12 protein-coding genes are annotated in these 12,563 nt (G+C 59.7%); 4 read left to right on the top strand and 8 right to left on the bottom strand.

The window, feature by feature from the left end; all coding sequences use genetic code 11:
- Positions 1-34: 34 nt before the first annotated feature.
- From ACYQ1A_RS00860 to apbC, 3 genes are all read right to left on the bottom strand, one after another.
- Positions 35-1,255: a cell division protein ZipA C-terminal FtsZ-binding domain-containing protein gene (locus tag ACYQ1A_RS00860; protein WP_499359396.1), complete on the bottom strand. Its 1,221-nt coding sequence runs from the start codon at positions 1,253-1,255 to the stop codon at positions 35-37.
- Positions 1,256-1,310: 55 nt separating this feature from the next.
- Positions 1,311-4,796: a chromosome segregation protein SMC gene (gene smc / locus ACYQ1A_RS00855; protein WP_499359395.1), complete on the bottom strand. Its 3,486-nt coding sequence runs from the start codon at positions 4,794-4,796 to the stop codon at positions 1,311-1,313.
- A gap of 90 nt (positions 4,797-4,886) precedes the next feature.
- Complete coding sequence (gene apbC, locus ACYQ1A_RS00850) at positions 4,887-5,975, bottom strand: iron-sulfur cluster carrier protein ApbC (protein WP_062225196.1); 1,089 nt, start codon at positions 5,973-5,975, stop codon at positions 4,887-4,889.
- A gap of 350 nt (positions 5,976-6,325) precedes the next feature.
- Between apbC and ACYQ1A_RS00845 the strand changes: the two genes are divergently transcribed.
- Positions 6,326-6,979 carry a response regulator gene (locus tag ACYQ1A_RS00845; protein WP_062225195.1) on the top strand — a complete coding sequence of 218 codons (654 nt, stop codon included), beginning with the start codon at positions 6,326-6,328 and terminating at the stop codon, positions 6,977-6,979.
- 63 nt (positions 6,980-7,042) lie between these two features.
- Here ACYQ1A_RS00845 and ACYQ1A_RS00840 read toward each other — a convergent pair whose 3' ends face one another.
- The 4 genes from ACYQ1A_RS00840 to ACYQ1A_RS00825 all read right to left on the bottom strand — a co-directional run bounded on the left by ACYQ1A_RS00840 (position 7,043) and on the right by ACYQ1A_RS00825 (position 9,842).
- On the bottom strand, positions 7,043-7,447 hold the full coding sequence (locus tag ACYQ1A_RS00840; RefSeq protein ID WP_499359393.1) for a group II truncated hemoglobin: 405 nt from the start codon (positions 7,445-7,447) through the stop codon (positions 7,043-7,045).
- A 2-nt stretch (positions 7,448-7,449) separates the two neighbouring features.
- Complete coding sequence (purT, locus tag ACYQ1A_RS00835; RefSeq protein ID WP_499359389.1) at positions 7,450-8,649, bottom strand: formate-dependent phosphoribosylglycinamide formyltransferase; 1,200 nt, start codon at positions 8,647-8,649, stop codon at positions 7,450-7,452.
- A 180-nt stretch (positions 8,650-8,829) separates the two neighbouring features.
- The gene (locus ACYQ1A_RS00830; protein WP_499359388.1) at positions 8,830-9,027 is read right to left on the bottom strand and encodes a DUF3460 family protein; all 198 of its coding nucleotides are present in this window, start codon (positions 9,025-9,027) and stop codon (positions 8,830-8,832) included.
- Between the two features lie 35 nt (positions 9,028-9,062).
- Positions 9,063-9,842, bottom strand: coding sequence for an inositol monophosphatase family protein (locus ACYQ1A_RS00825; protein WP_062222644.1), 780 nt, complete (start codon positions 9,840-9,842; stop codon positions 9,063-9,065).
- Between the two features lie 135 nt (positions 9,843-9,977).
- On the opposite strand from ACYQ1A_RS00825, the gene bfr (ACYQ1A_RS00820) reads away from it, so the two are divergent.
- A complete protein-coding gene (bfr, locus tag ACYQ1A_RS00820; RefSeq protein WP_499359386.1) occupies positions 9,978-10,448 on the top strand; it encodes a bacterioferritin in 471 nt (156 codons plus the stop codon).
- Positions 10,449-10,462: 14 nt separating this feature from the next.
- Positions 10,463-10,951 (top strand): bacterioferritin, encoded by a 489-nt coding sequence (bfr, locus tag ACYQ1A_RS00815; protein WP_062222625.1) that lies wholly within the window; start codon positions 10,463-10,465, stop codon positions 10,949-10,951.
- 89 nt (positions 10,952-11,040) lie between these two features.
- On the opposite strand, the gene ACYQ1A_RS00810 is transcribed toward bfr (ACYQ1A_RS00815), so the two are convergent.
- Positions 11,041-11,244 carry a (2Fe-2S)-binding protein gene (locus ACYQ1A_RS00810; protein WP_062222627.1) on the bottom strand — a complete coding sequence of 68 codons (204 nt, stop codon included), beginning with the start codon at positions 11,242-11,244 and terminating at the stop codon, positions 11,041-11,043.
- Between the two features lie 229 nt (positions 11,245-11,473).
- Here ACYQ1A_RS00810 and ACYQ1A_RS00805 point away from each other — a divergent pair, with 229 nt between their 5' ends.
- Positions 11,474-12,520 carry a PA0069 family radical SAM protein gene (locus tag ACYQ1A_RS00805; protein ID WP_499359383.1) on the top strand — a complete coding sequence of 349 codons (1,047 nt, stop codon included), beginning with the start codon at positions 11,474-11,476 and terminating at the stop codon, positions 12,518-12,520.
- Positions 12,521-12,563 lie beyond the last annotated feature (43 nt).

The following is a 12,563-nucleotide window of genomic DNA, read 5'->3' as shown; positions in this document are numbered from 1 at the left end:
GTTTATTGTTGTGTAGCGGCGCAGCCGCCCGCCGTTATGCAAACAGACGCAGTGCGGCCATTGAGCCCGGCACAATGCCGCGGTCGTCCATGCGCGCATAAATGCCGCCCAGTTGGCGATGGATATTACCGAGACTGCTTTCGGTCAGCGGCTTGCCGTTATCGTCCACCAGATTGCCGCCCAGGCTTTGCGACAGATGCAGCGCAAAGTCGCACAGATATTCAAAGACTTCGAGGCCGCCGGCCACACGCGGCACATCAAACAGCAGCGTCAAGGCGGGCGAGGTATTGCCGAACGGGGTTTGATCCTGATTGGCCAGCACAAACAGCGTTTTGCCGGAATCGCTCTTGTAATGGAACGTGCCATCCGGCGTGCGCACCATGCGCGCTTGTTCCGCCAGCAAACGCACGCGCTCCAGCGGGAACGGCTTGTCTTGCGCCAGTACATTCAGGCCGATCAACACATCGACCGAAGCACAGAATTCATCCAGATCGGCCGCTGCAGCCAGCTTGGCCGACCGCTGCGGAAAGGTCACTACCGCTTCATGGCCATCGGCAAACTGCTGCACGGCCATACAGAAGCCATTCAGTTGTTCTTGCGTCAGCGGCCCCTGACGATCGGCCAATTGCAGGCCGACGCGCAGCTCGTTGAAGGCGGCGTTGGTATTGCCATACACAATTTGCCAACGACCATCGTCGCCCTGGCCGATGACTTGCACGCGCTTGGCGCCAGGGAATGGCGGGATTTCATCAGCAGGAATATCGATGCCCGCATGCACTTCGGCCACAAAGTCGAGGGCCGGGTCGAGCAAGCTGGAGGCGACCTCGGTGTCATCACTGCTGCGCTGTACGGCTGGTGCAGGCGCGGGTGTGTTGCGCTGCACTTGCGGACGTTGCGGCGGCACGCGCGGTGCGGGTGCGGACGGCGCTTCCAGCGGCGGTTCGTACCAGGTTGGCTCTTTGGCCGCACCCACTGCGCCGACTTCTTCATCGATCAAGCCGTCATCGATGGTGGCCAGTTCCGGCTCGTGGCGAACCTCCGCAGCGGCAGGCACGCCCAGCGCCGGTTCCAGTCTTTGGCTATCGCCCTTGCGCACCACGTTTTGCGGCGTTTCGAGCAATACATCAGGCTGATTACGCGCAAACGCTTTGGCCGCTTGCTTGCGGTAGCGATATTCCTGCCAGGAGTTGAATGCGTAGACGGCGACGACGAGCGCGCCGCCAATCGCCAGGGAACCCAGTTGTAAATCGGTCATGGTCCAGACTGTATCAATCGACCCCGCCGCGGCTTCGCCACGTCAGCGATCATGTTTAAGCGGTTGCGGCATCGCGCATGGACAAAGCGGTTTCTATATCCACCGCCACCACGCGTGACACCCCTTGTTCCTGCATCGTTACGCCCACCAGTTGCCCTGCCATTTCCATGGTCAGCCGATTGTGGCTGATATACAGAAACTGCGTGCGTTCGGCCATTTTTTTAACCAACTCGCAAAACCGCAGCGTGTTGGCGTCATCGAGCGGCGCGTCTACCTCATCCAGCAGGCAGAAAGGCGCCGGGTTCAGCCGGAACAGCGAGAATACCAGACTTAACGCAGTCAGTGCTTTCTCGCCCCCTGACAGTAAGTGGATCGTACTGTTCTTCTTACCCGGAGGCTGCGCCAGGATGCTCATTCCGGCATCCAGGATTTCATCCCCCGTCAACACCAGCTCAGCATGGCCACCGCCAAACAGCAAAGGGAACAACTCTTGCAGGTTGGCGTTGACCGTATTGTAGGTGTCTTGTAACAAAGCGCGCGTTTCGCGGTCGATGCGGCGGATGGCGTTTTCCAGCGTTTCGACCGCTGCCAGCAAATCCCCCGCCTGCGCATTCAGATATTGCTCGCGTTCGCGCGCCGTATTTAACTCTTCAAGCGCCGCCAGGTTGACCGAGCCCAGTGCATTCACCGCCTGGCTGAGCCGCGCAATCTCGCTCATCAAACTGTTGATCTTGAGGCCGGCGCCCAGTTTGGCCTGCAAGGCGGCCTCATCGGCGCCGGCCTCGGCCAGCTCTTCGGTAAACCGACTCAACGCCAGCCTTGCCTCTTGTTCTTTCAGGCGTGCCGCGTTGACGGCCTCACGCGCCGGTTCCATTCCGGCTTCGATACGTTGGCGTGCGGCTTCCTGGTCGCGCATCTGCTGGGCAAAGCCATTGAGCGCATCGCGCGCGGCGGCCAGCAAACGTTCGCGTTCGCTGCGCAGATTGATGGCGTCCTGGAAGCCGACATCAAAGTCGCCTTCGTCGATGCCCTCAAGTTCCAGTGTCAGGCTTTCCAGCCGCTCCACTACCGTCTCGCGCCGTTGCTGCAAATCGTCATCGCGCCGCCGACTATCCTGCATCCGCGTTTGCACGGCTTGCACCGCAAAGCGGCTTTCCTGCGCCATCCGTTCCGCCTGACGCAGCCGACTGCGCTGCAGGTCGCAGGCGGATTCAGCCTCGTGCCGCGCCAGCTTGTGGCTTTCCAGCTGTTCTTGCAGCGGCGCCAGCGCCTCGGCCAGTTGCAGCCGGGTTTGCTCGGCCTCTTGTCCGGCGTAAATCTCTTCTTCCAGTTGCGTATTCAGCGCTGCCGCCTCGTCTTGCCATTGCACTTGCTGGCGTTGCTGTGCGGCCCGTGCCTCCTGCTGGCGTGCGGCTTGTTGCGCCAGATCGGTATGGCGTTTTTGCGCTTCGGCCAGCTGCTGGCGTTGTTGCTTCAGCGTGGTTTCAATCTGATTGAGCGCTTGCGTGGCCCCCGCCTGCGCGGCCTGCGCCGCTTGCCATTGCGGCGCGAGTGTTTGTTCTTGCTGGCGCGCGTGTTCCAGCTCCTGCCGTTGCGCCACCAGATTGGCGACCACGCCTTGCGCCGCGTAGTAGTGCAGCGCATGCCGGTCGCCCACATGGCCCTCCGGCGTCACCAGCACGCCACCCAACGGTAGCTGCGCCCGCCATTGCGGCCAGTCGGCGGCGCTCTCGATACACCATGCCTGGCCTAGCCAGTCTTGTAATGGCGCGGCGGTGTGTTCAGCGCGCACGTACGCCCCCAGGCCCGGCAAGGGTAGCGTGCTTGCAACCTCGGCCGCGTCCCCCGGCCACAACAGGGCCAAGGCGGACGGTGGCACCTCGGCGGGCATCGCCGTCACGCTGCGCGCCTGCATGCGCAGTCCCAACACCGCTTCAACGGCTTTGCCCCACGGCGCAGTGATATTCAACGATTCAAACAAAGGTGCGGCGTCGGCCAGACCCGCATCGCGTAGCCAGGATTGCAGCACCGCATCGTCCACCGGCGCGGGCAGGCTTTCCAGCGCATGGATGCGCGCCTGTACACCGGTGTATTCGCGTTGCAGCTGGTCGCGGGCCGCGTTGGCGTCCTGCGTGTGTTGGCGCGCGTCATCAAGCGCCAGTTCGGTGTCGGCCAGCGCCAGTTGCTGGCTTTCCAGCGCCAAAGCGGCGTCTTCCAGTCGCTCGGCCAGTGCGTCATTGCCCTCTGCCGGAGCCAGCCGGGACAACTCCAGCTGCAGCCGGTCACGCCGCGTTTTTAGCGCCTCGGCATTGCGCACATGGTTGGCGGACTGCTGTTGCGCCAGTTGCAGCGCATTACGCGACTGTGCCAGTTCGTCGCGCACTTGCTCAAAGCGTTGCTCGGCCTCGCGTTGCGCTTGCTCCAGCTCGGGCAAACGCAAGGTCTCTTCTTCCAGCGCCATCGCGGCCGCTTCGGCGGCCAGGCTGGCGTCTTCTTGCTGGCGCGTCCACTCGCTGTGCTCAGCTTCGGCCTGGCGTGACGACTGCTCGATGCGGGCGAGCTCTTGTTTCGCGGCGTCAAAATCTTGATTGAGGCGGTCGCGATTCTGGCGCAAATGCAGCAATTGCTGCTCCAGCCGCGCCACAGCGGCATTGGCGTCGTACAACTCGGCCTGCGCGCTGTGCACGCTGTCGCTGGCGCTGAAATGCGTTTCGCGCAAGGTTTCCAGCGTGGCTTCGGTGGCGCGTAATTCGGCGATCTGCCCATCCAGCGCAGTTTGCGCCAGATCGATATCGCGCCGCGCATGCTCCACGTCGCGGGCCGCATCCAGCTTGCGTTGCAGCGCCAGCAGATTCTGCTTTTCGACGATGGTTTCTTTTAGCGTATTGAATTGCGCCGCCACGGCAGCCTGGGCATCGAGTTTCTCGATCTGCGCAGTCAGCTCGCGGCGAATATCGTCCACGCGCTCAAGGTTGTCGCGGGTATCGGCCAGACGGGTCTCGGTTTCGCGGCGGCGTTCTTTGTATTTGGAAACGCCCGCCGCTTCTTCCAGAAAGTGGCGTAATTCTTCGGGCCGCGCTTCGATAATGCGCGAGATCATGCCCTGCTCGATGATGGCGTAACCGCCCTTGCCCACACCGGTGCCGAGAAACAGATCGGTAATATCGCGCCGCCGTACCGGCAGCTGATTGATGTAATACGAAGATTCGCCCTGCCGCGTCAGCAGGCGCTTGATCGAGATTTCGGCGTACTGGCTCCACTGGCCTGCCGCCAGCCCGGCGCTGTTGTCAAACACCAGTTCCACCGACGCGCGCGACACCGGCTTGCGCCCACCGGAGCCATTAAAGATGACGTCCTGCATCGATTCGCCGCGCAATTGCTTGGCCGAAGATTCGCCCAGCACCCAGCGCACCGCGTCTATCACATTGGATTTGCCGCATCCATTGGGCCCGCATACCGCCACCAATTGCCCAGCCACGTGGATGACCGAGGGGTCAACAAACGATTTAAAGCCGGCAAGTTTGATGTGGGTCAGGCGCACGGAGTCTGGGGGGCAAAATAAAGCGGCAAGTGTAGCAGACGCACCGCCTGCCGCAGTATGCGGCGGTGCGCCGGCTACGCCGCGAGGGGCTCAATCGTTCTGGATTACGATTTTGGGGAATTTGGCGGAGAAATCCTGCGCCCGCAAAGCCACTTTCGCCGCCACTTTGCGTGCGATGCTTTGATAGATCTGCGCCACCTGGCCACCCGGCTCGGCCACCACGCTGGGCTTGCCCGCATCGGCATGCTGGCGGATGGACAAGGCCAGCGGCAACTGGCCGAGCAAATCAACGCCATAATCCGCGCACATGGCGGCACCGCCGCCTTCGCCAAAGATCGGCTCGGCATGGCCGCAATTGCTGCAGATATGCACCGACATGTTTTCGACGATGCCGAGTATGGGCACGCCAACCTTCTCGAACATCTTCAGGCCCTTGCGTGCATCCAGCAGCGCAATATCTTGCGGCGTGGTCACAATCACTGCGCCCGTCAGCGGCACTTTCTGCGACAAGGTCAGCTGGATGTCACCGGTACCTGGCGGCAAATCGATAATCAAATAATCCAGGTCCTGCCATAGCGTGTCGTTCAGCAGTTGCTGCAGCGCCTGCGTCACCATCGGACCGCGCCAGACCATGGGCTGTTCGGTATCGATCAGGAAGCCGATCGACATGGTTTGCACGCCGTGACTAAGGATGGGCTCGATATGTTTGTTGTCCGGTGAGCTGGGACGCTGATCGGCCACACCCATCATGGTGGGCTGCGACGGGCCGTAGATGTCGGCGTCGAGCAAGCCCACGCGTGCGCCTTCGGCCGCTAGAGCCAACGCCAGGTTGACCGCCGTAGTCGACTTGCCCACCCCGCCCTTGCCACTGGCCACCGCGATGATGTTCTTGACCCCCGGCAACAGCGCTACGCCACGTTGCGCCGAATGCGACACGATCTGCCAGCTCACCCGCACCTCAGTGCCGCTCACCCCTGGCAGGGCCCGCAGCGCGGTTTCGATCTGCTGCTGAATGATGCCGGTCTGCGATTGCGCCGGGTAACCCAACACCACTTCCATGCTGGCGACACCGTGCTCGAATCGCAGGTTCTTGACACTGCGGGTGGACATAAAGTCCTTGCCCGTGTTCGGGTCGATCAATGCTGCGAGCGTGGCCTGGAGGGTGTTTAGATCAGACATGTGCAATTACCGGAAAAAGAAGAAAGGTACTGCCAGCGCACGCGGCGCACGGCAACGGATTTTAGCGCAGATGGGGCTGTGCGCTGTAACTATCAAGCGTGTTTCTGCTGACAAGCAGTGCGCGTGCAAAGGCTAAATCAGAAAGCTGATAGCGTAATTATCAAATTAAATTTAATCGAATTGAAATTTATAAAAGACAATTACAAAAATAGAAATATTATTTTGCCGAGATTGCACGACATCAATAATGACAAGGCTATTAGCCCAAATGCCCGAGTTGCTTTAATATCCCGACACAGCGCATAAGCAGGTAACCCGGCTTTTATAAACTAAAGGAACAGGTTCTCATTGTGCAATCCAGCCTGAAAGTAATTATCGCGGACGACCATCCCATTGTTTTATTGGGCCTTGAGCAAACGCTTGCGCGCATTCCCTTCATCAAGCGGGTGAGCAAAGCGCATGACGGTCGCCAATTAATCCAGATGCTGCATGAAGATATGCCAGATTTAATAGTCAGCGATTATTCAATGCCAGGCGCCGATACGCCCGATGGCCTGATTTTATTCAGGCACATCCGACGGCTGGCGCCGCAATGCAAGCTGATCATTCTGACTATGCTCGATAACGTGGCATTTATTGAAAGCATGCTTAAATCGGGCGCCGACGGCGTGATGAACAAGCAGGACGATCTGGCCGATCTGGCCGAGGCCATCCAGTCGGTGATGGTGGGCCGACAATATCTGGGCCGCAGCGTCTTGCATGCCAGAGCGCTGGCGGGGCAAATGCCGGACGAAGAAACCGGCGGTTTGCGCACGCTCAGCCAGCGCGAGCTGGAAGTCATGCGGCTCTACGCCACCGGGCGTTGTATCACCGAGATTGCGCAGCAGCTGAACCGCAGCGTTAAAACCATCAGCCATCAAAAGAAATCGGCGATGGAAAAGCTCGGTGCACGCAACGACATGGAGTTGTTCCAGTTGGCGCGTGAGCTGCATCTGATCGTGTAACGCCAGCCACAAACACAAAACGCCCGACATGGGCGTTTTGTGTTGCTGCTTCAGTCTGGCTGCTCAGCGATTGCGCATAAAGTCGGCGGTGCGAAAAAACGCGTCTTCCAGATGGTCGCGCAATGCCGGGTCGAGATGCAATTCGTCCATCGCGCTATACATGCACAGCAGCCACTGATCGCGCGCATCTTCATCCACCGCAAAGGGCAGATGGCGGGCGCGCAACATCGGATGGCCGTATTTTTCGATATATAGCGATGGGCCACCCAGCCAGCCCGACAAAAACTCGAACAGCTTTTGCCGAATCAGCGTGGTGTCTGTGCTGTGCATGGCGTGCAAGCTGGCCGTGCGCGGGTCGCTGGCCATCAGATCGTAGAAGCGATCCACCAACTGACGCAGCACGGCTGCGCCGCCGAGCATTTGATACGGTGTCAGTGCTTGCAAAGCAGGATCGACAGCGTCACCCATGCTTATTCGCCTTTGACCGGGCGCACCAGGCTGGCGGCGTGCTTGGCCCGTTCGCGCGCAATGCCGGTGTCGTCGCCCGCAGCCAGCGCCACGCCCATGCGACGGCGCTCGAAAGCTTCGGGCTTGCCGAACAAACGCAGATCGATGCGCGGCAAAGAAAGCGCCTCTTTGACGCCTTCAAAGGCAATGCCAGCCTCGTTCATGCCGCCATAAATCACCGCGCTGGCACCCGGCTCACGCATACCGGTATCAACCGGCAGGCCAAGAATGGCGCGGGCGTGCAGTTCGAATTCAGAGAAACGCTGCGACATCAGCGTGACCAGGCCAGTGTCATGCGGGCGCGGACTGACTTCAGAGAACCAGACCATATCGCCCTTCACAAACAGCTCCACGCCAAACAGGCCACGGCCACCCAGATCGCCAGTAACCCTGGCGGCGATGTCGCGAGCGCGTTGCAGCGCCACCGGGCTCATCGCCTGGGGCTGCCAGCTCTCCACGTAATCGCCCTTCACTTGCACATGGCCAATCGGATCGCAGAAATACGTTTCCACCTGGCCCGAGGCGCCTACTGCCCGCACCGTCAGCAGCGTAATTTCGTAATCGAAATCGATAAACCCTTCGACGATGACCTTGCCCTGGTTAACGCGGCCACCACTGGCGGCATAGTTCCACGCGGCTTCGACATCCGCCTCGGAACGCAAGGTGGACTGGCCCTTGCCCGATGACGACATTACCGGTTTGACCAGGCAGGGATAGCCAATCTCGGCGATGGCCGCACGCAATTCATCCAGCGTTTCGGCAAATTTGTAGGGCGAGGTGGCCAGACCCAGCGTCTCCGCGGCCAGACGCCGGATGCCTTCGCGGTTCATGGTCAGATTGGTGGCGCGCGCGGTCGGGATTACCTCGGCAACCTTGTCGGCTTCGATGCGCAGCAGTTCTTCGGTTGCGATGGCTTCGATTTCCGGCACGATCAGGTGCGGCTTTTCTTGCTCGACCAGGGCGCGCAAGGCCACCGGGTCGGCCATATTGATCACGTGGCTGCGATGCGCCACCTGCATGCCCGGGGCATCGGCGTAGCGGTCTACGGCAATCACTTCGACACCCAGACGTTGCAGGGCGATGATGACTTCCTTACCCAACTCCCCGCTGCCCAGCAGCATGACTTTGGTGGCAGAAGCAGACAGCGGCGTACCGATACGCATGATGAACTCCAGAGGCGGCAAACTTGGAAAGGGCGGCATCTTACCACGTCGCCCCGCTGCGCCCAGCGCCCGCTCGACAGATGCGACGGGCGTTGCAAACGCGCCACGGCGCGCGACGCCACAATGCAAAACAGGCCGGATAGACCGGCCTGCCAGAGGTGCTGCTGAAAACGCTGTGGCTTAGTCCAGCGAATACGGATACGGCTTCATTTTGAGATTGGACTCCGACTCGCGGCTGCGCTCGTCCAGATTGATGGGCTGCTTGTCCCACAACAGGGCGCGGCCTTCGATCTGGCCTTCCGCCACGTCTTTGTTCTCTTCCAGAAAACCTTGCATGAACTTGGTGAAATCAGAAACGTAGTTGATGTCTTGAGCCATGATCGTGTGTGTTCGCTAAACCAGAATGATCGGCATTATAAAGGCAATCGGGCAAAAGCGGGCAGCAAGCTCGCATGCAAGGCCGGCGTGGCAGCAGCCAGCACGCAACCGGCACTACCCAGCACCAGCGGCTGGCCCTGCCAATCAGTCATCACGCCACCCGCGCCGATAATCACCGGCGCCAGCGCCGCAAAATCGTGCAGCTTGAGGCCCTCTTCGGCCACCACATCCAGCCAGCCGCTGGCCAGCTGCGCGTACAGATAACCGTCGCCGCCGTAAATCGGATAGCGGCACTCGGCCACCATCTGATTGAACAGCGGCAATGCGTTAGTCAGATATTCCGGGCCGGTGGTGCCGATGCGGGCGGCCTTGAGTTCGGCCACGGCACTGACTTGCACCGCTTGACCATTCAGCGTGGTGGGCAGGCCTGCTCCACCGATCCAGCGATCGCCCGTAATCGGCTGGTTGATCACGCCCAACACCGGCTGGCCAAAGTGCAGCAGGCCGATCAGGGTCACAAACAAAGGCCGGCCTACCGTAAACGATTTGGTGCCATCAATCGGATCCAGCACCCAGACCCATTCGGCATCGGTGTTCTCTTCACCATGCTCTTCGCCAATGATGCCGTCCTGCGGGCGGGCCGCCTTGATGTGTTCGCGCATGACGCGCTCGGCTTCTCGATCGGCGATGGTGACCGGGCTGTCATCGGCCTTTTCATCGATGGCAAACGGCTGGCGGTAATAGCGTTTGATCATCTCGCCCGAAAGATCGGCGAGCGCATGGGCAAGAGTCAGGATGTCTGGTGGCAGTGTCATGAGAATCATTCTGGTGGTGTAGATGCGGCAAGCAGACTAGCACGCCATCCGATCCGCGTGAAACGGATGATTTTGGGGCAATGGTGCACACGGAAGTGTCATAAAATACGGTGTTTTCACACGTAAGGAGCTGCCATGAAGGGTGATCCCATCGTTCTGCGCGCACTGAATACAGTGCTCACGAACGAACTGACCGCGATCAACCAGTTTTTTCTGCATGCACGCATGTACAAAAACTGGGGATTTGCGCGGCTCAACGATGCGGTTTATCACGAGTCCATTCACGCCATGAAGCGTGCTGACAAACTGATCGAACGCATTCTGTTTCTGGAAGGCCTGCCCAACCTGCAACAACTCGGCAAATTGTGGATCGGTGAAAATCCGCAGGAAATGCTGGAATGCGATCTCAAGCTGGTCGGCGAACATTTGCTGACCCTGCGCCAGGCCGTCGAAAGCGCAGAAACCGCGCAAGACTATGTCACGCGCGACATTCTGACCGACCTGCTGGAAGACGAAGAAGAGTACCTGGATTGGGTGGAAACCCAGCTCGATCAGATTCCCGCCATGGGCATCGGCAATTATCTGCAAGCGCAGATCGAAGACTGAACAAGCGAGGCAATATGCAAGGCAAACAAGATGTTATCGACGGCCTGAACAGCCTGCTGGCGGCGGAACTGACCTCGATTGATCAGTATTTCCTGCACAGCGAGATGTATCACAACTGGGGTTTTGAGCGTCTGTATGCGCGCATCGCGCATGAGCACCAGGACGAAATTGGCCATGCTCGCCGTCTGATCGCCCGCATTCTGTTTCTGAATGGCACGCCCAATGTGGCTGCACGTACGCCGCTGCGTATCGGCAACGACGTGCCGACGATGCTGCAATACGATCTGGAAACCGAATACGACGTGGCGGCTGCGCTGAAGAGCGTGATTGCGATTGCGGAGCAAGCGCAGGATTACGTGACGCGGGAAATGCTCACCGACCTGCTCGACGACACCGAAGTCGACCATGCGCATTGGCTGGAACAGCAGCTGAATCTGATCAAGGTGATTGGTCTGAGCAACTATCTGCAATCGCAGCTGGGCGAAGACAGCAGCGCAGCCTGAGCGGCGCGTTGTAGACAGCAATGCGGAAGAGGTAAAACGGGCTTTCGGTTGAACCCGAGGCTTTGGGGGCTGCTACGCGCCAAAAACGCTCAGGCGGCTTCTGCCTCATCCCATTCGCGGATGGCTTTAGCTTCGAGCGCGTCGTAGAGGGCTTCTTTGGCACAGCTGGTACATTGCCCGCAGCAAGTGGCCGCACGCGTGGCCATTTGCAGTTGCGCAAAGGTCTGCACGCCGTCTTCGACTGCGGCGTGGATGGCTTTCTGGTTAACGCTGTTGCAAATGCAGATGTACATGCACGAATCGCCGTTTACTGAGAACTGTTCGCATTATGTCGCAAGAACGATTCTCAATCCAGCGCTGCTTTGCCAGCTGCCGATGAACGGATTACGGTTCTGTTAAATGACTCGCACAAATACGTAAATCCCTTACGCTGCCCGCCATCCCGACCGTTGGCGAAATGCCCATGGCGATTGCCCACACCGATTGTTATAGTACGTTCGTTCTATTACGGTGACAGCCAGCATGAGCATACAGCGGGGCCGCGGCACGGCCATCAATCCCGATAATCGTTTTCAGAGCCAGCGTTACCAGGCGGAGGATGACGGCTGGATACCAGACGAGCCCGGCCGCCCTGCCACCACCGTGCAATGGCTGCCCGCGCGTAACATCCTGACTCGCAACTCCTCTCCCGACATCCCGTTTGATCGCTCGGTCAATCCATACCAAGGCTGCGAGCATGGTTGCATCTATTGTTTTGCGCGACCCAGCCACGCCTATTGGGACCTCAGCCCCGGTCTGGATTTCGAAACCAGACTGATCGCCAAACCGAATGCAGCGCAATTGCTGCGTGAGCGCTTTATGCAGCGCGGCTACAAGCCAGCGCCGCTTTGCCTGGGCTCCAACACCGATGCCTATCAGCCGCTGGAGCGCGACGCAAAGTTGTCGCGCGCGATTCTCGAAGTCCTGCTCGAAGCGCGGCACCCGGTGTATATGCTGACTAAAAATGCGCTAATCGAACGCGATATCGATTTGTTGCAAGATCTGGCCGCGCACAATCTGGTATCCGTTAACGTCAGCATCACCACGCTGGATCGTGATCTGGCACGCGTCATGGAGCCACGTGCCAGCCAGCCGCTGCGGCGGGTGCAGACCGTGCGCACGCTGGTCGAGGCCGGCATTCCGACTGGCGTGCTCGCGGCACCGATGATCCCGGCGCTGAATGATCACGAGCTGGAACGCATCCTTACCGCCGCCAAAGCGGCGGGCGCAAGCTCGGCCGGCTACACGCTGTTGCGCCTGCCGCACGAGCTCACTCAATTATTCGAGGACTGGTTGCGTAATCACTACCCCGACCGGGCCGATCACGTCTTGAATCTGGTGCGCGACACCCGCGAAGGCGCGCTCTATAACAGTGACTGGGGCCAGCGCATGAAAGGAACTGGCCAATACGCGCAGATGATTACGCAACGGTTTCGCCTGGCGATTCAGAAACTGGGGCTCAACCAAGGGCGCCCGGACCTGGATTGCACCTTGTTCCGTGCGCCAGGTCAGCAGGGCCATCTGTTTTAGACCACATCGCTCAGGCATAAAAAAACCTCGCCGCAGCGAGGTT

Source organism: Silvimonas sp. JCM 19000 (genome assembly GCF_054652575.1).
The sequence above is the reverse complement of the archived record's forward strand: the minus strand, read 5'-3'. Positions and strand labels throughout refer to the sequence as shown.

Coding starts and splice junctions, on each gene's coding strand:
- purT (WP_499359389.1), bottom strand. CDS start 8,649: ATGCGTATCGGTACGCCGCTGTCTGCTTCTGCCACCAAAGTCATGCTG.
- ACYQ1A_RS00825 (WP_062222644.1), bottom strand. CDS start 9,842: ATGACACTGCCACCAGACATCCTGACTCTTGCCCATGCGCTCGCCGAT.
- apbC (WP_062225196.1), bottom strand. CDS start 5,975: ATGTCTGATCTAAACACCCTCCAGGCCACGCTCGCAGCATTGATCGAC.
- ACYQ1A_RS00830 (WP_499359388.1), bottom strand. CDS start 9,027: ATGGCTCAAGACATCAACTACGTTTCTGATTTCACCAAGTTCATGCAA.
- ACYQ1A_RS00860 (WP_499359396.1), bottom strand. CDS start 1,255: ATGACCGATTTACAACTGGGTTCCCTGGCGATTGGCGGCGCGCTCGTC.
- bfr (WP_499359386.1), top strand. CDS start 9,978: ATGAAGGGTGATCCCATCGTTCTGCGCGCACTGAATACAGTGCTCACG.
- ACYQ1A_RS00810 (WP_062222627.1), bottom strand. CDS start 11,244: ATGTACATCTGCATTTGCAACAGCGTTAACCAGAAAGCCATCCACGCC.
- ACYQ1A_RS00805 (WP_499359383.1), top strand. CDS start 11,474: ATGAGCATACAGCGGGGCCGCGGCACGGCCATCAATCCCGATAATCGT.
- bfr (WP_062222625.1), top strand. CDS start 10,463: ATGCAAGGCAAACAAGATGTTATCGACGGCCTGAACAGCCTGCTGGCG.
- ACYQ1A_RS00840 (WP_499359393.1), bottom strand. CDS start 7,447: ATGGGTGACGCTGTCGATCCTGCTTTGCAAGCACTGACACCGTATCAA.